Source organism: Vibrio hannami (assembly GCF_029589055.1).
GTDB classification, from domain to species: domain Bacteria; phylum Pseudomonadota; class Gammaproteobacteria; order Enterobacterales; family Vibrionaceae; genus Vibrio; species Vibrio hannami.
Genome location: NZ_JARQZP010000003.1, coordinates 936,036 through 958,054, shown reverse-complemented (window position 1 = coordinate 958,054; position 22,019 = coordinate 936,036). Strand labels below are relative to the sequence as shown.

The 22,019-nt window shown below is 43.4% G+C and carries 16 protein-coding genes and 3 pseudogenes; 15 read left to right on the top strand and 4 right to left on the bottom strand.

The window, feature by feature from the left end; genetic code table 11:
• Positions 1 to 70 precede the first annotated feature (70 nt).
• The 8 genes and pseudogenes from P7F88_RS06070 to P7F88_RS06035 all read left to right on the top strand — a co-directional run bounded on the left by P7F88_RS06070 (position 71) and on the right by P7F88_RS06035 (position 11,035).
• Positions 71 to 1,078, top strand: a pseudogene (locus tag P7F88_RS06070) (LacI family DNA-binding transcriptional regulator).
• Positions 1,079 to 1,095: 17 nt separating this feature from the next.
• Positions 1,096 to 2,343 carry an ABC transporter substrate-binding protein gene (locus tag P7F88_RS06065; protein WP_277822828.1) on the top strand — a complete coding sequence of 416 codons (1,248 nt, stop codon included), beginning with the start codon at positions 1,096 to 1,098 and terminating at the stop codon, positions 2,341 to 2,343.
• A 53-nt stretch (positions 2,344 to 2,396) separates the two neighbouring features.
• Positions 2,397 to 3,403, top strand: a pseudogene (locus tag P7F88_RS06060) (carbohydrate ABC transporter permease).
• A gap of 2 nt (positions 3,404 to 3,405) precedes the next feature.
• Positions 3,406 to 4,272: a carbohydrate ABC transporter permease gene (locus P7F88_RS06055; protein WP_277822826.1), complete on the top strand. Its 867-nt coding sequence runs from the start codon at positions 3,406 to 3,408 to the stop codon at positions 4,270 to 4,272.
• Positions 4,273 to 4,383: 111 nt separating this feature from the next.
• Positions 4,384 to 5,475, top strand: a complete 1,092-nt coding sequence (locus P7F88_RS06050) for an ABC transporter ATP-binding protein (protein ID WP_277822824.1) — start codon at positions 4,384 to 4,386, stop codon at positions 5,473 to 5,475.
• Positions 5,476 to 5,496: 21 nt separating this feature from the next.
• On the top strand, positions 5,497 to 7,920 hold the full coding sequence (locus tag P7F88_RS06045; protein WP_277822822.1) for a glycoside hydrolase family 94 protein: 2,424 nt from the start codon (positions 5,497 to 5,499) through the stop codon (positions 7,918 to 7,920).
• 24 nt (positions 7,921 to 7,944) lie between these two features.
• A complete protein-coding gene (locus P7F88_RS06040; protein WP_277822820.1) occupies positions 7,945 to 9,648 on the top strand; it encodes a GH116 family glycosyl-hydrolase in 1,704 nt (567 codons plus the stop codon).
• Positions 9,572 to 11,035, top strand: coding sequence for a GH116 family glycosyl hydrolase (locus P7F88_RS06035; protein ID WP_277822818.1), 1,464 nt, complete (start codon positions 9,572 to 9,574; stop codon positions 11,033 to 11,035). Before P7F88_RS06040 ends, P7F88_RS06035 begins: the two co-directional genes overlap by 77 nt.
• Before the next feature lie 53 nt (positions 11,036 to 11,088).
• On the opposite strand, the gene P7F88_RS06030 is transcribed toward P7F88_RS06035, so the two are convergent.
• Positions 11,089 to 12,108 carry a LacI family DNA-binding transcriptional regulator gene (locus tag P7F88_RS06030; protein ID WP_277824562.1) on the bottom strand — a complete coding sequence of 340 codons (1,020 nt, stop codon included), beginning with the start codon at positions 12,106 to 12,108 and terminating at the stop codon, positions 11,089 to 11,091.
• 356 nt (positions 12,109 to 12,464) lie between these two features.
• Between P7F88_RS06030 and P7F88_RS06025 the strand changes: the two genes are divergently transcribed.
• Together P7F88_RS06025 and P7F88_RS06020 are read left to right on the top strand one after the other, a co-directional pair.
• Entirely contained in the window at positions 12,465 to 14,450 is a 1,986-nt protein-coding gene (locus P7F88_RS06025; RefSeq protein WP_277822816.1) for a methyl-accepting chemotaxis protein, read from the top strand.
• 13 nt (positions 14,451 to 14,463) lie between these two features.
• Positions 14,464 to 14,934, top strand: a complete 471-nt coding sequence (locus P7F88_RS06020) for a P-loop nucleotide/nucleoside kinase family protein (protein ID WP_277822814.1) — start codon at positions 14,464 to 14,466, stop codon at positions 14,932 to 14,934.
• Positions 14,935 to 14,992: 58 nt separating this feature from the next.
• Here the strand turns inward: P7F88_RS06020 and P7F88_RS06015 are convergent, their stop codons facing one another.
• Positions 14,993 to 16,684 carry an NAD-dependent malic enzyme gene (locus P7F88_RS06015; protein ID WP_277822812.1) on the bottom strand — a complete coding sequence of 564 codons (1,692 nt, stop codon included), beginning with the start codon at positions 16,682 to 16,684 and terminating at the stop codon, positions 14,993 to 14,995.
• 383 nt (positions 16,685 to 17,067) lie between these two features.
• Here P7F88_RS06015 and P7F88_RS06010 point away from each other — a divergent pair, with 383 nt between their 5' ends.
• From P7F88_RS06010 to P7F88_RS06000, 3 genes are all read left to right on the top strand, one after another.
• Entirely contained in the window at positions 17,068 to 17,220 is a 153-nt protein-coding gene (locus tag P7F88_RS06010) for a hypothetical protein (RefSeq protein ID WP_277822810.1), read from the top strand.
• A complete protein-coding gene (locus P7F88_RS06005; protein ID WP_277822808.1) occupies positions 17,210 to 18,625 on the top strand; it encodes an FAD-binding oxidoreductase in 1,416 nt (471 codons plus the stop codon). The genes P7F88_RS06010 and P7F88_RS06005 overlap by 11 nt, the downstream gene beginning before the upstream one ends.
• A gap of 64 nt (positions 18,626 to 18,689) precedes the next feature.
• Complete coding sequence (locus P7F88_RS06000) at positions 18,690 to 19,070, top strand: YbaN family protein (protein WP_277822806.1); 381 nt, start codon at positions 18,690 to 18,692, stop codon at positions 19,068 to 19,070.
• Here the strand turns inward: P7F88_RS06000 and P7F88_RS05995 are convergent.
• Positions 19,067 to 19,933 (bottom strand): patatin-like phospholipase family protein, encoded by an 867-nt coding sequence (locus P7F88_RS05995; protein WP_277822804.1) that lies wholly within the window; start codon positions 19,931 to 19,933, stop codon positions 19,067 to 19,069. The genes P7F88_RS06000 and P7F88_RS05995 overlap by 4 nt on opposite strands.
• A 260-nt stretch (positions 19,934 to 20,193) precedes the next feature.
• Here P7F88_RS05995 and P7F88_RS05990 point away from each other — a divergent pair, with 260 nt between their 5' ends.
• A complete protein-coding gene (locus tag P7F88_RS05990; RefSeq protein ID WP_277822802.1) occupies positions 20,194 to 20,331 on the top strand; it encodes a hypothetical protein in 138 nt (45 codons plus the stop codon).
• A 58-nt stretch (positions 20,332 to 20,389) separates the two neighbouring features.
• Here P7F88_RS05990 and P7F88_RS05985 read toward each other — a convergent pair whose 3' ends face one another.
• The gene (locus tag P7F88_RS05985) at positions 20,390 to 21,001 is read right to left on the bottom strand and encodes a glutaredoxin (RefSeq protein WP_277822800.1); all 612 of its coding nucleotides are present in this window, start codon (positions 20,999 to 21,001) and stop codon (positions 20,390 to 20,392) included.
• A 206-nt stretch (positions 21,002 to 21,207) separates the two neighbouring features.
• Here P7F88_RS05985 and P7F88_RS05980 point away from each other — a divergent pair.
• Positions 21,208 to 21,991, top strand: a pseudogene (locus tag P7F88_RS05980) (AraC family transcriptional regulator).
• Positions 21,992 to 22,019: the final 28 nt, after the last annotated feature.

Sequence of the window (22,019 nt, the reverse complement as noted above, 5' to 3'; positions counted from 1 at the left end):
AATAGCTTAATATCCAACACATGAAAACGGTTTCCAAATCCGAAAATAGATGCAAAAGGAGTCAGTCGTAGTGGCAACAATTAAAGATGTTTCTGAATGTGCTGGCGTATCTCAGGCGACTGTCTCTCGTGTTGTTAATGGCACGAGCAGAGTCAGCCACGACAAGAAGTTAAAGGTTGAACGAGCGATTAAGAAGCTTGGGTATCGTCCTAACTCTATTGCTCAGGCTTTGGCATCTAGTCGTACCGGAAGTATCGGTGTTGTAGTGCCTGAACTTGGAGGGATGTTTTATTCCGATATGTTACAGGGAATCGAAGATCAGTTAAGACGATTTGGTTACCACCTGGTTGTGACTGCTGGAGACAACGATGAAGAAGGTCAAAAACAAGCCATAGACTCTTCTTGTAAGTCGCAGAGTAGATGCGTTGATTCTTCATACCCAGCATGTCTCTGACGACTACCTTATCGAACTGTCTAAGACGGGTTTGCCTATTGCATTCGTCAACCGTTTGGTTCCCGAGTTACCAGACTCCTGCATAAACCTGGATAACGAGCTAGGCGCTCTCATGGCAACTCGGCATCTAATCGACAAGGGACACAAAAGTATCGCCTGCATTACAGGGCCGCTCTATAAGGCTGATGCTCGTGCTCGTTTGCAAGGTTATCGAGTCGCTCTAGAAGAAGCTGGTATCGAGTTTCGCGAATTATTAGTTGTTGAATCGGGATTCACTGAAGATACCGGGCGTGCAGCTATGCAGAAGCTGTTGGCTCGTAATTGCAAATTCACGGCGGTATTTGCCTGTAATGATGACATGGCCTTCGGCGCTTTTGAAGAGATGAAAAAAGCGCAGGTATCGGTTCCTGATGACGTCTCTCTAATTGGATTCGATAACGTCCCGTTTGCTCGCTACCTAACACCAGCGCTTACAACTGTAGATTTTCCAATTGAACAGATGAGTAAAGAAGCTGTTCAACTCGTGCTTCAGAAACTGATGAAAAAGAAAACTGAAGTGGATTTTAAGTTTTCCCCTCTCTGGTTATCAGGGAATCGGTGAAACACCTTACCTCTGAAATATAACGATTAAGGACAATAAGATGAATTTTAAAACTCTTACCCTATCAGGAGCCGTTGCTCTTGGGCTTGCTGCCACGGCCAACGCTGCCGATTCAAATATTCGCTTTGATGGTTTTCCGGATTTCGATAGCAGTCTGAAAGTTATTCTGCCTGACTTTGAGAAAGAGACAGGCATCAAGGTTGATTACCTGATGAACAACCACGGAGATCACCATACCAAGCTAACCACTAACCTGGCGACAGGTTCAGGTGCGGGTGATGTTATCGTTGTTGATGTTGAAAAAATTGGTCCTTTCGTTGCTTCAGGTGGTCTGGTTAACCTTTCTCAACAGTATGGGGCAGATAAATACGCAGAACGTTTTGCGCCATACGCGTGGGCTCAAGGTAAGGGTGGTGATGGCGATGTTTATGGTATTCCTGTAGACCTTGGTCCGGGTGTTATGTACTACCGCACAGATATCCTGAATAAGGAAGGTGCAAAACAAGCTGACGTTATCAAGGACTGGGATTCATACATCGAATACGGTAAGCAGCTTAAAGAAGACAATATCTATCTGATTGCTTCTGCGGCCGATGCAGCTCAGGCAATTATCTACACAACTGTACCTGAAGGCGAAGGACTGTTCTTCGATGATGAGGGTAACTCAGTAGTAACATCAGAGCGTTTTGTAAAAGCATTCGAAGTGGCTAAGCAGATTCGTGATAACGGCCTGGATGCACGAATTACTTCATGGACGAATGAATGGTACGAAGGCTTTAAAAACGGCACGTTTGCAACGCAGCTATCTGGTGCATGGTTGTTAGGCCACCTACAGAACTGGATTGCACCAGAAACTTCAGGTAAATGGGGCGTATCAAACTTGCCTGATGGAATCTATGGTAGCTGGGGCGGTTCATTCCTATCTATTCCTAAGCAATCAGAGAAGCAAGATGAAGCATGGAAACTGATTGAGTACATGACAACTAAGCGTGAAATCCAGCTTAAGCACTTTGAAACGATCGCTGCATTCCCGGCAAATAAAACTACATACGACGACAAACTGTTTGACGAGAAGATGGAGTTCCTTGGTGGACAGCAAGCACGTCAATTATTTGCAGAAGTCGCTAAGAACATCAAACCTGTACAGCCAGGTAAAGGTGACCATGTTGCACGCTCCATTATCCTTGAAAACGCTTTAATGGAAGTACTTGATGAAGGTAAAGACATCAAAACTGCGCTTAAAGAAGCCGAGCGTCTAATCAAGCGTCGTACACGCAACCTTAAGTAATCTTTGAAGCATCCGGAGGCGTTGACGCGCCTCCTTTGAGTGAGGTCGTTATTATGAATCAGGCATCTAAGGTCGCTGATCTACCCTCAGCCAGAGACGACAATACCGAAACTAACGGTATTTTTTCTGGCCTGAGTTTGAAAGCGCTTACACCGTATGGATTCCTACTTCCATTTTTAATTATTTTTTCAGTATTTGGCGTGTTCCCGTTGCTGTTTTCCGTTTTCTTGTCGTTTCATGAGTGGAACCCGGTAGAAGGCCTGGCTGCGATGAAATTTGTTGGTGTAGAGAACTACCACATTGCTCTGACCGACCCGTGGCTATGGCGTTCATTGAAGAACACTTTCTGGCTAGCGATCACCTCTGGTGTAGCGCAGCACTTAGTGGCGATTCCTGTGGCTTATATCCTGGTTTCTCTGGGAGACAGAATGCGTCACTGGCTGACTTCAGCGTACTTTCTTCCGTATATTACTTCTACTGTCGCTGCATCGCTGATCTTTTTTAACATGTATTCGCCTAACAGTGGCGTAATCAACCAGACTCTGATTTCGCTGGCAGACAGCAGTCTTCTGGGATGGGCATTTGCCTGGGTAAACGACTATCAACCAATTCGTTGGCTGGATGACGCAACGCTAATCAAACCATCAATCGCGTTTGTAGTTTTCTGGAAATACACCGGATTTAACATTGTTCTGTATACAACGGGTTTGATGACCATCCCGAAAGATATATTGGAAGCGGCTCGCATGGATGGTGCTAATGCACTACATCGTTTCTGGCATGTTTCTCTTCTATGATTCGTCCGTTTGTTTTCTTTGCGGTAACCATGACGATTATCGGTAACCTACAGTTGTTCGAAGAACCATTTGTATTAACACGAGGTCTAGGTGGTACGGGCCAGTCAGGACTGACGATCTCAATGTATCTCTACAAGGTGGGATGGGAATGGCTTGAGATGGGTACAGCTTCCGCTATCTCGTGGCTGCTATTCGCACTGATCGCATTCTTTACAACTATTCAATTCTTGCTCTTTGGTAAGAAAGGCCTTGGGGAACAATAACGATGAACGCAAAAGTAATGAAACTGAGTCCGGATGTGTCTGAGCTTATCACCAAGATCCTGCTGGTGGCTTTAGCTTCGGTATTGATTGTCTCGGCACTACTGACAGTATTTCCGTTCTTGTGGTCGGCACTGCTATCAACTCGTGATCGCTCAGAAATTTTCGGTATGGGACTCAGCCTGGCAATCGGCGATAGCCTTGCCATGAACTATGAAAAGCTACTGCAGATAATGCCTTTCTGGCAGGCGATGTTTAACAGTATCTATGTGGCATTTTTGGGTACGACGATCTCTTTGCTTTTCTGCAGCATGGGTGGTTACGCATTTGCTGTATTTAAGTTCAGAGGCAAAAACATTCTGTTCGGAATGCTGGTTGGTTCGATGATGATTCCGCCAGTTCTAAGCCTGATTCCATACTTCATGATTGTTAAGTTCCTGGGGCTTCTTGATAACCATATGGCTGTTTGGCTTCCGTTTACCACAACACCTTTCGGTATATTCCTGATGCGACAGCATGTTGTGGCGTCAGTACCGAAAGAGTTGCTGGAAGCGGCCAAACTGGATGGCGCGGGTGAACTGAGAACTTATTGGAGTGTTGTGCTTCCGTTGATGAAACCAGCATTAGCGACCTTGGCTATCGTACAGTTTGTCTTCTTCTGGAACTGCTTTATGCAACCACTTGTGGTTCTGACTTCGCCGGAAAATTATGTGATCACGCAGGCTCTGAGAAGTGTTCAGGGTATTCCAAACACGCCTTGGGGCGCTGTGATGTTAGGAACGACAATTTCGATTCTACCGTTGGTTACCGCTTATATATTCTCGTCAAGACAGATGATTAGCGGACTAACATCCGGTGCAGTTAAAGGTTAATGCTCAATTTGGGAGCAAAAACAATTGGCATTAATGCCAGTTAAAACAGAATTAATTTAATCGGTGCAGAAAAAGTGTAAACGTGTCGCTTCTGTACCGGGGAGACAAAAAATGGCAAAAGTTGAGTTTAAAAATATTAAGAAGTCGTATGGTGACGTTGAAGTCGTAAAGCATTTCGACTTTACCGTCGATGATGGTGAGTTCGTAGTATTTCTTGGCCCATCCGGCTGCGGTAAATCTACCACATTACGCATGCTAGCTGGGCTTGAAGATATTTCTGCAGGTGATATCTATGTTGGCGACAAGCGCATGAACAAGATTGATGCTAAAGACCGCGATTTGGCAATGGTGTTCCAGAGTTATGCGCTTTATCCGCATATGACGGTTTATGAAAACATTGCCTTCGCACTGAAACTGAAAGGAATGCCAAAAGCTCAGATAGATGAAGAAGTTCGTAAAGCGGCTCAAATGCTAGAGTTGGGTCCACTGCTTGACCGTAAACCGAAAGAGCTTTCAGGTGGTCAAAGACAGCGGGTTGCGATGGGTCGAGCAATGGTTCGCACGCCTAAGGTATTTCTGTTTGATGAGCCTCTTTCAAACCTTGATGCTAAGTTGCGTGGCACCATGCGTGAAGAGATTAAGCAGCTACATCGTGAATTAAAAACGACGACTATCTATGTAACTCATGACCAAATCGAAGCGATGACGCTGGCCGATCGCATTGTGATCTTGAAAGATGGCTACGTTGAGCAAGTAGGTACACCAACCGAAGTGTTTAAACGACCAGCGAACAAATTTGTGGCTCAGTTTATTGGCAACCCATCAATGAACATGCTCGATAGCAAGCTGATTGCTTCTGGTGATGAATGGTTTATCCAGCTGGGTGATATTACTGTTGCACTTCCAGAACGATTCAAAGCACATGCTTCTCAAAATCTTGCTCTTAACCTGGGTGTTCGTCCAACCGATATTCATCTTCGAGCGGAACAAATTGATCACGATCGTGTGTTCCCGGTAACGGTGAAGATTCTTGATAAGGAGCTGTTGGGGGCAAGTATTCTTCTGAAAACAGAAATTGCGGGGCAGCAACTTATGGTTGAAACCCAGGCTGCGGAAGTTGATACCGACACTATAACTCTCTACCTGGATATGGATGAGATCCACCTGTTTGATGCGATGAGCGAAAAGTCTCTTGCGGTTTAAGTGAATTTTCAAGGAATTACAATGAAATTTGGATATTTTGACGATCAAAACAAAGAGTACGTAGCAACGACACCGATTACACCGATCAAATGGTGTAACTACGTAGGAACGCTTGGCTTTGGTGGCCTGGTAGATAGTAATGGTGGAGTACTTTTGTGCAAGGGCGACCCAGCTTTAAACCGCATTACTAAGTATATTGCTCAGATGCCAAACTCTGATTTTAAAGGTTCTACGGTTTATCTGAAGGTACGTAACAAAAAGGGTGAAACGGAAATCTTTTCGCCGTTCTATACACCGACTCTAAAACCGTTAGACAAATTTGAAAACCACACTGGGCTTTCATACACCAGAATTGTATCTGAGGCATTTGGTGTTCGTTGTGAAGTGACGTTCTTTGTTCCGAAAGACGATGAAGTATTGCTACAGGATATCAGGGTTACCAATATTTCAGACGAAGAGCTGCACGTTGATGTTGTTCCTGTTTACGAGTTTACCCACTTTGATGCTTTGAAACAGTTGTTAAATGCTGACTGGGTGCCACAAACAATGACGCTTAAAGCGCACGAAGAACAATCTGGTCATCTTGTACTGGAACAATACGCCTTTATGAAGCGTGATATAGCGGTAAACCTAATGACGGCGGATAGAGCCGCGACATCCTTTGATGGCGACCGCCAGCAGTTTCTTGGTCTGAGTGGTTATGGTAGCTGGGCTGCGCCAATGGCGCTTCAAGAGGATGAATTGGGTAACACCGAGTGCTTACGTGGCGACAACATCGGTGCGCTTAACCTTCGTCTTGGTTGGATGGATAAAGGCGCAACAGAGCGTACAGTTGTGCAACTGACTCAGATGGAAAGTCTGGATAGCGCGCGTCCGTTAATGGAAAAATATCGTAATCATGAGGCGGTTGATAAGGCATTTACCGAGCTTTCAGTGAACTGGGACGATTACCTGTCCACAATGCAGGTTGAAACGCCGGATGACTCGATGAACTCTATGCTCAATGTTCACAACCCTCGACAGTGTCACACGACTAAGAACTGGTCGCGGTACCTGTCACTGTATCAGCTGGGCTATGGAGCGCGAGGCATTGGTTTCAGGGATTCATCTCAGGATACTTTGGGCGTGATTTCACATATGCCTGAAGAGGCACGAGAATTTATCGAACGTTTGTTGTCAGTACAAAAAGGCAATGGTTCAGCGATGCATCAGTTCTTCCCTTCAACAATGGAAGCAAACGAAGGTGACTCGCGTGAGGAGGAAGATCGTCCGGATTATTACGGCGATGATCATCTGTGGATTATCTATGCGGTTACTCAGTACGTGAAAGAAACGGGTGATATTGAGTTCCTGAACAAAGTGATTCCTTTTTACGAGAAAAACGCACAGGGAGAACCGATTGATAAAGGAACCATCTGGGATCATCTATGCCGTGCAATAGAGTTTACTCGCACCAATACCGGTGAGCATGGTCTGCCACTACTAGGTTTTGCTGACTGGAATGATACAGTGAACCTGCCAACTGGTGCTGAGTCTATGATGGTGGCCAACATGTATGGTAAGGCTCTGCTGGATATGATTGAGCTGTGCAAAGCCAGAGATGAAGTTCAGCTCAATGAAGAGTTTCAGGCGCAATACCGACACATGCAGAGTGTTGTGAATAACCATGGCTGGGACGGGGAGTGGTATGTTCGCTATTTCGATGAAAAAGGTGAACCAATTGGTTCTCATACCAATGAACAAGGCCAAATCTATACTAACGGTCAGAGCTGGCCTGTCATATCTGGGTTTGCAACTGAAGAGCGTGCAGCGGCTGCGCTTGAGTCGGTAAACAGCAAGCTAAATACAGAAAACGGCATCAAGTTATCGACACCAGGTTACAATGGATTCGAGCCTCGTTTGGGTGGCGTTTCAACTTACCCTCCAGGTGCGAAAGAGAATGGTGGTATCTTCTTACACTCTAACCCTTGGGTGATAATCGCAGAAACCAAAGTAGGTAATGGTGACAGGGCATACGAGTACTATCGTCAAATTAATCCGGCTTCAAAAAATGAGAGTTTAGACATCTTCGAGTCAGAACCATATTGTTATCCTCAGAATATACTTGGTGATGAGCATCCTCAGTTTGGGCTTGGGCGAAATGCATGGCTGTCAGGCACTTCATCCTGGACTTATGTAGCAGGTACACAGTGGATACTAGGTGTCCGTCCGGAGTTGGATGGCTTAACTGTCGATCCTTGTATACCTCAAAGCTGGCCTGAATTTAAGGTAACACGTAAGTTCCGTGGCGCGACTTATCATATCAATGTTAAGAACCCGCATGGCGTGTCAAAGGGTATCTATCAGATGAAGGTAGATGGAGAGCTAATTGCAGGCAATAAAGCACCAGTATTTAGCTCAGGTGAACATCAGATTGAAGTGGTTATGGGAGAAGAGGGGCTGTAAGCCCTTCTTAGCTGGAATTGAATTATGAAAAATAGCATACCTTATACAAGCTTTAGTGGTAACGCTGAGCAGTTATGTAAACCGGGCAATGCAGTTGAGTTCATTCAACCCTGGTATACACCGATCTCTACCACACCTGAAAATACTGGGATTGCTGTAGGCGGCATTGGTAATACGTTTACCCTGACACCGCTAGGTGATACGCCTAGCTTTGCATTTATTCCGGGAATCTTTATTGATAACAGTGAAGAAGGTGTAAATTTTAACGACTTTTATGCTTCAGTGTCAGATGAGTTAAGTACTGATGTGTTGGGGATTCCAGATTTTGAAGAGTTAACTCAGTTCTTGCGTTTTTATCCTGCAACGTTTTTGGGGCAGGAGCTTTCGGCCGATAGTACAGAAGAGGCGCTGACCAAGATCCGCGATGCTTTAAAATCTGGTCTGTTTTACACAGAAAACGCAGAACGGTTTGAACGTTGGAACATCGAATTTACAGCAAAAACGCTGGCAGAGATTAAAGATAACCCTGCCTCATCGAGTACTCAGTTATTGGTTGCGATAGACTTTTTTGATGGCTTACTAACTAATGAGTCTGCAAAAAGATATGCTCTAACAGCGTCATATCAAGCGGATGATATTCAGGCAGTTTCAGCAGATTGTATTGAGTTTAAAGCTCTGTATCCTTTCGCTGAATTTACTTATAGAGCATTCGAGGAAGTGACTATTATCCGCAAGGTAGTTTCGCCTGTGCTGCGGGGTAATAAAAAGCTCTGTTCGTTGCCGATGCACTGGAATGAGTTTGAGCTGACAAACAATACTAATCAGAAAAAAGTGGTGACATTGGTTCAGTCACTGAGAAACCTTATTGGGTCGACCTATAAAAAACAGCGTCCGGGTGTACAAGACTCTGCATGTACGCTAACTCAAAACCCAGTCAAACAACTACATGGTTTGCATGAGTATTCCATGGACGACAGGCTCTTTAGAGGCGTTCTACAAACAACAGATTCAAATTACGCATCGGATATTGAAGGTGAAGTACTGTTTGGTGTCGATGTCTCGCTCGATCTGCTAAATCAACATAAGGCGGTGTCGTCTGCGAAGCCATCGGTTTACTGTGTTGATGAGCAAAAATCCATACTCAAAGCCTTGAACACTGGCCGTGTAAGTCATCGCTTTGACAAAGGTATATACAGTGGACGGGAAGCGTTAGCTTCTTTGGTCACTGTTTGCGTAGAGCTTGAGCCGAACGAGGCCGTATCTGTACGCTTTGCTCAAGTTATGGATCATAGCAAAATCGAACTTGAAGACTGGACAAGCCAAAAGGCTTACACGCAGTTTTATCCGGCGGTAGAGAGAGCCTGCACGATACTCGAAGATGTGTTACCACAGGTTGAAGATATTGAAACTGGGATAGTTGCTGAGCAACAAAGCTACCTTTCAAAATCGGTGGAAGCTATTGGTGACGAGAGCTCATCCTCTAGATTTGCGACCATGGCGATGAATAGCCTGTCGTTCATGGCGGAGTCTAGCGTATGGGACATCAACGATAAGTTCCTCGTAAAAGAGTGTGTGGACTATCCATTTTTCAACTCCCTTGATGTTTATTTTTATGGGTCTTTTTCGTTACTTTATCTGCTACCAGAGCTCGATGGATGCGTTATGCGAGACTTCTCGCAAGCCATTCTGGCACGAAGACTTAACAAAGCGTCGCTTCTGGGAGTATGAGGATAAGCCATTTGCGGAGTTGTGCGATAAGAAATATGAAGGAATCCGTGGTATTCGAGGGGCTGTGATACATGATCTTGGCAGCCCGTTTGATATTAAGCCGGATGCTTACACCTGGCACAATGTTAAAGAGTGGAAAGATTTGGCTCCTAAGTACATTTTAATGGTGTACAGACATTACAAGATGACCGGGAACATCAAGGTTGTTGAAAACTGCTGGCAAGCCGTCGAAGAAAGTATCGATTACCTCAAAAATCTCATTGTCGAAGGTGATGAGTTGCCACTGACAAGAGGTACCGATGACACCTTCGACAACTTGTCTTCACATGGAATTTCTATCTATTGTGCAAGCTTATGGGCTGCTGGGCTAAATGCCGCTTCTGAACTTGCCAAGTTAGTGGGTAAAACCGAGTTGGCTGAGGCGTACATCAGTCAGGGACAAAAGTCGTTAGCGCTTGTAGAGCGTGGCCTTTGGGATGAGAAAAATGGTTATTTCCATTTCTTTGTCACACCGATCCAGTCAGTCCATTTAACGGGAGAGAGCTTTCAGGATCTTGAGACATTAGGGTTAACGTTGACAGGCGATAAGTGTCGAGACAAAGAAATTCTTAACGAATATCTTGATAATGCTCACTACTGTGGGGGCGGTAGTAAGCTGAAGTCTCGGTTTGCTGCAAAACGGCTCTTGGCTGATGTTGCCCCTCAAGCCTTTACGGATGAGTTTCAAAAATACTGGAACTGGACTCTGACAACAGTTTCGGGGATGCAATGCTCGCCGACAGTTATGACGAAGCTTCTGGGTTTGGGTGACTTATTTGAAAGTGGCAAGGTAGAGCGTTCTCTGGAATACATCTATCAAACTAACTTTAAGAGAAACAGCCCCAAACTTGGTATTGCCAATATGACCTTGTCAGATGGGATGCCACATGACGCTTTTCAGGCTCAGGATGTCTGGATTGGTGTGCAGTTTAGTGTGGCAACTGCGCTGCGTTTAGCTGGCAAAAATGTACAGGCGATTGATGTGTTGGATACGGTCTACGATGCTTTATATCATCAGGCGAAGATACCTTTTGCAGCACCAGAAGGCTTCAACTGCTCTGTTCAGGTGACAACAGGTGAGTTGATGAATCAGTTTGACATCGAAGCGGATGTTGCAACTAATTGGTTTGAAAACTTAATCGCTTCAGGATGCCTATTGGTAGATGGCAGAGTTAATCCGGATATTTGTGAAAGTACAGCAGAGTTTGCTGATATAGCCGGAAGCTATGTAGAACAAAGTTATCTCGATGAGCTCCATCTTTGGCTTAAAAATACCGGTCTTAAATATACAGCAGGCCGTTATTTCAGGCCGGGGATGATCTTTGCTTACCTGAATGAAGCGCTGTAGGTAGTCATGACTTCGGAATAAAAAATCCCCTGATAGAATTATCAGGGGATTTTTTATTCATGTAGCGATTTAGTAGATTCCCGGACTATTAAATCAATAGGAGGAAGCTTGTCATCGTGCCTTTCACCGCTTAAAAAGTTGAGTATGGAGTGAGCCGCTACAGTTCCAATTTCTTCTATTGGTTGGCGAAGCGTGGTTAATCCTGGAGTGAAATACTGAGAGGTAGGAAGATCATCAAAACCAATGACCGATATATCGTCTGGAACCTTAAGTCCATGATCGTGTATCGCCTTTATTACACCGTATGCACTTAAATCGTTTGCCGCAAAGATAGCGGTAACTTTGGCTTTTGGATCATTTAAAAGCTCAGTGGTTAATTTATATGCTTTTGCTGAACTAAAGTCACCGTTCTTAATGAGTCGTCTATTTGGCTGAATACCTGCTTCTTTCATTGCTCTTTTATAACCTTCAAACCTTTGGTAGGCGTCAGGTTGATTAGCATGTCCCTTAATATGACCAATATTAACGTGTCCTAACTGAAGCAAATGCAAGGTAGCGATATAACCGGCAAGCTCATTGTCAATATTCACGCATCTTACCTGGTTGTTTTTAATATCGTAGCCAACCGCAATAACTGGAGTGTCTTTTGCCGCATCAATAATCTGGTTATTCGTTAAGTTGCCAGTGACGATAATCAGGCCATCTACGTTCTGTTGGGTCAGGTAATTCAGGGCATGAGTTTCTAGTTTTTTATCCCAATGCCCAGAGGCGATAGACAGTTGATAGCCCTGTGAAATAAGAACCTTCTCCATATCGTTAAGAATCTGGCTGGTAAATGGGCTATCCGGATGCTGCACCAGAGCGCCTATGGTCATGGAGCGACGATTACTTTCTGCTGGTTTAAAAACAGGTTTGTAATCGAGTTGATTGATTGCGTCTTCTATTTTTTGACTTTTTTCATCCGATACATAAGTTGTTCTATTTAAAAATCTTGAAACAGTAGCAGGTGAAACACCAGCAAGCTTAGCAACGTCGTAGACGGTTGGGGTGTTTTTTTCTTTCGCATAGGAAATCCTATTTTTATAATGTTGGATTTTATCTCTACAATAATTAATCAACAAACACTATCGTCTCAAAATACGAAAAAAATCAGGTTGTAGTGAGGATAAAATAGTGAAACATACTGACAGTTTTATGATCAAGATCTAAGTTAACAAATTAAGCTATGAAACAAAATGAATCGGAGGAGGCTTTTCGATTGTAACTTAATAAATAACAAGGTGTTAAGGTGTTTGTTTTTGTTCTTTATCCATGAAATGAACTGTATGTTTCATGGAGTGTTTCATAGTTGCAAGGTGTGACTATCACCACTGATATCAATATAGTGGTGTGAATAAATAGATACAAAGAAAGAACGAGTATCTACTTAATGAAAATTATATCTATTATTTCCAAAATCTACTTTGGATTTTCTGTGATTATCGCCGTTATGGTAAGCGCATCCTGGTTTAACCTTCAGTCAAATAAAAATGTTAGCTCATCAATTTATCAGGTAAATAATAAATCAACTCCGTTGCTTATAAATTTTTCTGAAATTCAAGGAGAGCTTCTAAATATCAATAGGAATCTAACTCCCTATCTGTTTGCATTATATATTGACGAGTTAGAACTGATTGAGGAAAAAATTAATCTGGCAGTTAATTCTTTTATGGATGAGTTCAACAGAACACAAGAATTGACCGTGGGCGACGCTGTTCTATCGTCTAATATAGAGAAGTTTGATTCTTTGCTAACGGAGGTATTAGCAACGCTAAAAAAGATACTTCAGGCTCAATATCTCTACCTGGACGCTAAAGAACTAAGCACTTTTAGCAACGAAGATATGTCGATATTTTTCAAGAAAACACATAATGACATATCCAGGTTAGCGAACAATAAGGGCTCTGTGGTTACATTGGAACGATTTGATAACGCGGTAAGTGTTCTTGAATTAAAAGCCAACAATATTTTATCACTTGTTGACTTTGGCGAGATTCGAAGAGAGATAAAAAATTTAGATATAAACCGAGAAGAACTAAAGCTGCTTTCTTCCGATTTTGAAAGTAAAGAGCCTGAATTATACAAGCAGCTGGAAGAGAGTTTCACTGGGTTAGAACATTTTGTGTTTTCAGAACAAGGATCTTTGGCTATTCACCTCAAAAAGTACCAGCACTATGAATCCGTTCAGACTCTTTATTATAAATTACAGTTATCATTGGATGACTCTCTTTCTCTGATACGAGCATTGTCTGATGAGGCGGGGCATTCTTCGGAAGTACTGATACAAGCTTCGTCTGAAGCGCTCAATTACTCTTTTTATAGTATTGTTGTGGGTGTCTGCCTATCCATGCTGGTGGCATTTTCGGTAGGGTATGGCATTACTCGTTCTATCAAAGAACCGGCGAGAAAAATCAATATGGCACTGGAACGTATTGCCAATAAGGAGTTGATGGTACGTGTTGATTATAAGGGGAAAAATGAGTTCGGAAACATCGCCAATAAAGTTAACCAAACAGTGGAGCAGATTGCGGAAGTTATACATCAGATCAGTGACGCTTCTGGTGAACTGAACACTGTCTGCAATGAAAATCACCAGCATAGTGATAGTTTAAGTTCATCGTTCGAGCAGCAGTCTTCACAGATGATGACGATCTCCTCTGCGATGGAAGAAATAGAGTATTCGGTCAATGAAATATCCAATGCAGCTTGCCAATCGCAAAGCCTGGTTACTGAAGCTGTGAACTATTCTGATAATAGTCAGGAGCAGCTCAGAGAAAATCATCTGTTGATGCATAGCCTATCGGAGAAGCTGTCCCAATCGACTCATACGATCTCCCTACTGGAAACAGAGAGTGCTCAAATCGAGTCGATATTGGAAGTAATATCTGGCATTTCTGAACAGACAAACCTTCTAGCTCTTAATGCGGCGATTGAAGCAGCAAGAGCCGGTGAGCAAGGGCGAGGATTCGCCGTTGTTGCTGATGAAGTTAGGGTTCTTGCGTCAAAAACAACCAAATCGGCCTCGGAAATAAGGGATAAAATAGAACACCTTCAAAACCGCGCACGCAACGCTGCTAAAGAAGTGAACGAATGCCACTCCTATATGAACCAGTATACTTCTCACGTAGACTCGGTAAACAGATCTCTGGCCGGGTTGCATGAAGCACTTAAAGAGATTGAATCAGGTAGTTACCAGATAGTTACTTCCACTTCAGAACATCAGATGGCCGCAAAAGAGGTCACTACTACGATAAATCTATTGCATGAGCTGACAGAACGGAATGCAAAAAATGCTAATCAGTTAGCGATGTTAGGGCAAAATCTGGAGTTGATGGCAGAACAACAGCAAACCCTCGCTAGTACGTTCAGGACATAGGGGCTTCATATTAATGGCAAAAATATACTTTGTTTGTGGTTTTATCGGATCGGGTAAAACGACTTACTCTAAACAGCTAGAAAAAGCTCAGGGGGCATTCCGGTTTAATCTGGATGAGTGGATGATCCCGCTTTTTGGTGAGCATATGGATCGGGAAGTTTTTGATAAACGCAAAAAAACACTAACTGATTTGTTTAAAGGCTCTGCGCTTAGGCTATTAGAATTGGATGTCCCGGTAATATTCGATTTCGGTTTCTGGAAAAAACAAGACAGAATCCAGATTAAGACATGGGCCAATGAAAATAACCTGACGTATGAGATGGTTTATCTGGATGTGGATTTTGATATTTGCAAAGAAAGGGCTACCAAAAGAAATAGGGAGCGTGGCCAAGACGCCTATGAAATGACGCCGGAGATGTTAGATCTATTCTGGTCCTGGTTCGAAGTACCGACTGAGGATGAGGGTGTGACTTTTTATCGTTAAACCTTTATAGAGAAAAGCGCCTGTTCCGGCGCTTTTGGTATCTGGGTTCAAGTCTGAGTTATACCGCGCTGCGTTTATACTGGCGGTAATCGGCTTCCCAGAAGTTGTCTGCGATCTTCTCTAAGAGTCTTTCGTCAGTTCGTTTGGAAGCGACACCTTGTTCCATTGCTTTTTTACCCACAGCAAATGCGATATGTTTAGAAACTTCCTGAATGTCTTCAAGTGGAGGTAACAGCGGGCCAGTACCATTTATTGCTAACGGAGAGCACTCTGCTAGCGCTCTGCTTGACTCCATCAACATTTCGTCCGTTACCCGCTTCGCGCGAGATGCCAGAACGCCCAGGCCGATACCTGGGAAGATGTAACTGTTATTACACTGAACGATGTCAAAAGTTTTGTCGCCAATAACAACTGGGCTGAACGGGCTACCAGTTGCCACTAATGCCTGACCATTTGTCCAGTTCAGGATATCTGAAGGCAGAGCTTCAACTCGGCTGGTTGGGTTCGATAGAGGGAAAACAATCGGCTGCTCGCAGTGTTTGTGCATCTCTTTGATGATCTCTTCTGTAAACAGGCCCGGAGCACCTGAAACGCCAATCAGTACCGTTGGTTTAGCGTTCTTCACTACATCAAATAGCGAAATTTGAGTCGAGGTGGTTTCCCATTCATTAAGCACTTCACGTTTTTGAACCAGATTTTGCTGGAAGTCGAGAAGGTTTGGCATATCGTCAGAAAGTACACCCCAACGATCAACCATAAATACCTGAGAGCGCGCTTTTTTATCGCTGATTGAGCCCTCAGACACCATTTGAGCGATGATAGCTTCTGCGATACCACAACCGGCTGAGCCAGCTCCCAGGAATACGACGCGCTGCTCGCTAAGTTTGGTTCCAGACGCTTTACATGCCGCCAATAGCGATCCTACCGTTACCGCTGCCGTACCTTGAATATCGTCATTAAAACAGCACACTTCATCTTTGTAGCGTTGCAAAAGAGGCGTTGCGTTCTTCTGAGCGAAATCTTCAAACTGAATAAGAGCTTCTGGCCAGCGCTCTTGCACCGCTGAAATAAAATCGTCTACGAACTCATTGTATTGCTTGTCGGAAATACGAGGGTTACGCCACCCCATGTACATTGGGTCGGACAATCTTTGTGGGTTGTTGGTACCAACATCAAGAACGACTGGCAATGTGTAAGCCGGGCTAATGCCGCCACATGCCGTATATAGGGATAGTTTACCGATTGGGATCCCCATACCACCGATTCCCTGATCACCAAGACCCAAAATTCTCTCGCCGTCAGTAACCACAATCACTTTTACATTGTTTCGGGAGGCATTGTTCAGCATATCTTCTATGCGTTCACGGTTTGGGTAAGAGATGATCAGACCACGAGCGCGACGGTAGATTTTCGAAAAGTTTTCACAAGCAGCGCCAACGGTTGGGGTGTAGATAATTGGCATCATTTCAGTGATGTGATTCTGAACTAATCGATAAAATAGGGTCTCATTTGTATCTTGAATGTTACGCAAATAGATGTGTTTATCCATATCAGATTCGAAAGAAGAGTATTGTTCATACGCGCGCTCAGCTTGTTCTTCTATGGTCTCAATAGCTTCTGGAAGTAGCCCTTCCAGATTGAACAGCTGCCTTTCTTGCTGCGTAAATGCGCCTCCTTTGTTGAGTAGTGGAGCTTCTAATAGTGCTGGGCCTGCATAAGGTATGTACAAAGGTCTTTTGTGATTACTCATTTTATTCACTTCTTGTTTTGAACACGGCTGATAAGGTAAGAAATTCTAATATCGATTGCCTGATAATTAGTGATTGATATGTTAACGCAATTTTGATTTATGTGATATCAGGGAAATGACCTTTCCCTGCTTAAGCCTGAGATCATAAGTAGTTTTGGCATATTTTCGTAACTATAAACGGCACTAGCACATGATTGAAATTTGTCCAATTGTTAATTACACATTATGGCTACAGATCACAACACATATACAACATATTGATTATAATAACTTTCAACTCAATAGCACTTAGTCATAGTTATCGTCGCAAATTGCTCCGAAGTATAGTGGTTTGGTTCATATCTTGCTTACCATAAACCAGCAAATGATAAGGGTATGGGAATATGGCAATTGACAATCATAATGTTGAACTGAAATCTCAGGAAGATAGACTGATTCTACCTGTGCCTGATACAAAGTATCTGTCTGATGCGTCGCAATTGAAAGGGGTTGCTGAAAGTATCTCCTTTCCCCAGACTACATCTGATGTTTTCTAAAATTATCCATCGGTTATCTGCATCGAATACGCCCATTACTGTTCAGGGAGCAAGAACAGGGCTAACAGGTGCAGGTGTACCGATGGGTAGCCATATTATGTCGATGGATAATATGAATCGAATACTCGGCCTGAGGCAAAATAGTGCCGGAGAGCTATTTGTTCATGTTGAGCCCGGTGTGAAATTAGACGATCTTCATACCATGGTAAATAGCGGCTTTAAAGATTTAGACAGTCCAGACGAAGAGACCCAGGAAGTACTACTATCGAATCCTGATATCGAAAATTATTTTTGGCCTGTAGATTTGCTGGAAGGCTCTGCAACGATTGGTGGTATTGCGAGTACCAATGCATCAGGTGTAACGTCGTTTAAATATGGTAGAGCAGCGCAGTATATCGAAGGGTTGCGGTTTGTAGGTGAATCTGGAAACGATATCTGGGTGTCACGTACTGGAAACAATATATCGGATACCCAACAATCGGAGGTTGCAGGCACAACTTTATTAACCCAGAATGATGTTCTTAACGCCATCCTTGGTGGGGAAGGGATGTATGGTGTGATTACGGAGCTTTCGTTAAAACTGATCCGTAAGCCTCATAAGAAGATGGGATTTTTGGTATTTATGCGCTCAGAGTCTCAGCTGGAATCTTTTATCGATAAGTGTCAGCTGATGCTATCGGATACTCCGCAGAGCACGCTCGCTACCGTCGAGTTTATGGATCAAAGGGCGATTGAAGCGATCAAAGCGCTTGGGAATCAGCTTGAACACTGCGAACCATTACCTGAGTTACCCACCGATATTAGCGGAGCGGTTTATATCGAGCTACATACCGAAGAGACTCAAGGTATACAACCTCTTGCCAGTTCTTATATCGAGTGTTTGCAAGATCTTGGTATTGGCTCCGATAGAATATGGTCTGCAACTGAAGATAAAGAGATTCAAAATCTCAGGATATTACGATATGCCGCACCAAGAGTAGCAAACTTACTTGTTTCACTTAACCAACAAAAGTGTCCGTCTATAACCAAGCTGTTCACCGATATTCGGTTTGAGGGCAACTTCTCTTCGGTTTTACAAGATTACCTTAGAGACCTGCAAGATACACATATGCCAGCAATGATTTATGGTCAGGTGTTAGATAATCATTTGCATGTGAATTTGTTTCCGGAAGATGAAAGACAACTTGGTATTGCAAAGAGGCTACTCGCTCACTGGGCGCAGAAAGTTAGAATTCAGCGCGGCACCCTTGTTGGAAATCATGGTATAGGAAAATTAAAAACAGAAGATAGTTATCCAGAGTTGTCAAAGCAGGAGATTTTCAAAGAACAGCAGCTTAAAGCCATATTTGACCAACGAGGGTTGTTTAATCCTCATAACCGATCGTCGTTATCTAAGCTCACTTGAGTATACTATCGAAGCCAATTAGGCTATTGTCTGGAAATGGAAATCATTTTCGGGTGGTGAGTGAGTGAAAAAGACGGTGTTATTTTCGGTTGGTTGTTTATCTACCGGACTTGGCTTTTTAGGGATATTTCTGCCTCTTCTTCCCACTGTCCCATTCATCTTGTTAGCCATGTATTGTTTTAGCAACAGTTCCCCTAAATTCTTACGTTGGCTTGAAAATAACCGCTTTTTTGGCGAGGTTGTCCAGCGTATCAGAGATGACATTGGATTAACGGTCAAGGAAAAATGGCGAATTTTGATTGCTAGCTACCTGTCAATCGGAGCGACAGTGATATTCGTGCTGGACTCATTCCACGGCCGAAGCATGCTTATTTTGATACTGGCGATAGAAACCTGGGTAATACTACGCTATAAAACTCATTACCCAGATAAATGCCCTGATTAGGGGACGAAAGATTTTTTTGCCGCCTGGTATCCGTAAGCAATCATCTCTTCAGCTCTATCAAACTCAAGTGTGCCACAAAGATTTTGTGGAATATCAATGATCTTGTCGGGCGGGTAAGCAGCTAGTTTCTGCCTTGCAATGGTGCTCTGCATCGCATCAAAAGCCTGATCGGCTATATCAAATGCATGTAAGTTAATATTGAAAGAGTCCATTACCGAGTCCTGAACTTTTTCAATATATCTGCCGATACGATCCTTCATCGATGGGTTGGTATGGAGATGCAGTGGTTCTGAGGTTTCCGGTTTCACAATATGATCACCGCCTAAATTGACAGCAAGCGTGAGGTCGGTTTTGTCACCAAAGGTCGGAGCAATAGGAACCGGATTCAGAACTCCGCCATCAATCAGCTGAACACCATCGATTTCATATGGTGTAAAAAATAGTGGCAATGAGATCGAAGCCCGAATCGCGTCAAATAGTGAACCGGAGTTTATCCAAACTTCTTTTTCTTCTTTTACATTCGCTGCGACTGCGGTAAACGGGATATCCAGTTCTTCGATTGAAATATTACCAATAAGATCGACAAGTGTGGCGACAATCTTATCTCCTTTAAATAGTCCGCTCGACTGCCAGGAGATATCGAGTAGCCTAGCCATTGCAACTTTATCGATTGCAGTTACCCACTCTTCAAACTCATCCAGTTTACCCGCTGCGTAAATACCTCCGACTAATGCTCCAGCCGAGCATCCCGAGATAGATTTGATTTCATAGCCGTTTTCTTCGAGCCAGTGAATAATCCCTATGTGGGTTAGCCCTCTTGCTCCGCCGCTACCAAGCACAAGTGAAACTGTAGTTTTTGACATGGAAATCAATCTTATTTAATTCATACGTTAGACAAACTATATACTTTTCTGGGAGTTATACTCAAGTAACCTCTAGGTGCAGCCCTGAATCCTCCATCTTGAGGTCACTTGAGTATATGAGTGCCAACTTTTTATTGGACACGACTAGTTAAATCTAGGTGTAATAAAATTACATATAATTGAGATATAGATCTTGCAAGCGCCATTAATGTGATTATAATCACAATTAGTAAGTAATTAAGTTACATTTGGAGTTCATTATGGGTAACGATTTAGGTGCAGCATACGTAAGCAACCTTATTGCGAAGAACATGGTTAATGAGGCGCTGTACGGCAAACCAGCTCGTCAAAAGAAAACATCTAGCCTGAAGAAGTTTTTCAAGAAGTTAGCAAAGTAAGAATTTAAAAGCCCTGATTTTTGATGTCAGGGCTTTACTTTTTGGGGCAGCAGAAAATCTAGCTGGCGGCTTCAATGTTCAATACATTATCAGGCGCTTTATCTAATCCTTTCTCCTTTAACAGCGCTTCCAGGTTATCTGAGCCCCCGACATAGTTACCATCCATCCAGATTTGTGGGACAGTTACCGGTGTTTTTTCGCCTATAATAGCTTTCACTTCAGGGATCATCCTATACAAAGCAGCGCTATCTTTAACTACATCATAGTAATCGTATCGTATGCCTGCATTATCCAGTGCCTCTTTCGCTTTAACGCAGTAAGGGCAAGTCGCTTTACCGAAAACAATGTTACCTTTTAATGTGTCTCGTTCTGTCCACTCTTTGATTACTGACTGAACAAGCACGCCTCGATTTAGTGCTTCTCCCTGACTAATTACCTTACCTTCGACGACGATAATAGGAGCATGCCAGGCACCAAGCTTCAATGGTTCCCACCAGTGTGAAAGCCAGTCTTTTACTTCCAATTCTACTGGTACATCTTTCAATTCATTGTCGAACGTATCTTTAAGAATATCCTTGGTCAGCGTGCATTCACCACAAGGAATCTTAACTTTAAAAGGACCCCAGCTACCCGCCCAGCGATAAAGAGTAATTTTTACAGGTTTTGTCATGTGTTCTAATCCGGTAATTGTTCGATTGTAATTAATAAGAACGGAAGACTTTGGAAATAATTTCAGTATATAGAAAAAAATACCTACCATAATAGGGCGGCGTCATCTCTGTGCGCACACTAATGCTTAAATTTATCAATTTTCATCAACGTGATGGCGAAATTGTGGTATATATCCCTACTCAGACATTCATAGGTAGGAACATTGTGGTCAAAGCAGCCAGGTTACACCCCAGGCTTGATCTGAAAAAAGCGCCTTCAGAGATCTTTATGAACTTTGATGCTTTTAAGGAGAATACAGAAACTCGTCTACACGCTCACCCGTGGGGTCAACTACAGATAATCAATGGCGGAACGTTAGAGCTGAACGCTGAAGGTATGCGCTTCTTGGCTCCTCCTCATTTAGCGATATGGGTGCCTGCTGGCGTGATGCACTACAGCTACAATAGAAAACAGTTGAATTACTGCTCGCTGAACATCGAAAGAAAACGATCAGAGGGGATGCCGGAACATACCTGTCTTGTGAGTGTTACCCCTATTGTTACCGCGATCCTTGATGATTTTAGAAGACGAAACATAAGTGTTGCGGAATCAATCCCTGATCAGCGGCTGGCAAATGTATTGTTGGATCAACTTAGCATCAGTAAAGAACAGCAACACTTTTTACCCAGCAGTAGCCACAAAATGTTGCAACCGATACTCGATAAACTGGAAGAAGACCCGTTAAACGATATGTCGCTGAAGGATTGGGCAACCACTGTTCACACAACCGAGCGTACTTTGGCTCGTTATTGTCAAAGTGAGCTGGGAATGAGTTTCACCGAGTGGCGTATTCGAGCCAGATACCTCGCATTCTATGACCTTGTTGAAGCAAGGAATGTCGGTGAAAGAGGTGGCTCTGACTCTGGGTTACAAGCGAGCGAGTCCGTTTATTTCCATGTTTAAGAAATACGCTGGAGAAACTCCTGAGCAATACAAAAACCGGATATAAAAAAGGCTGTAGTCGTAACTACAGCCAG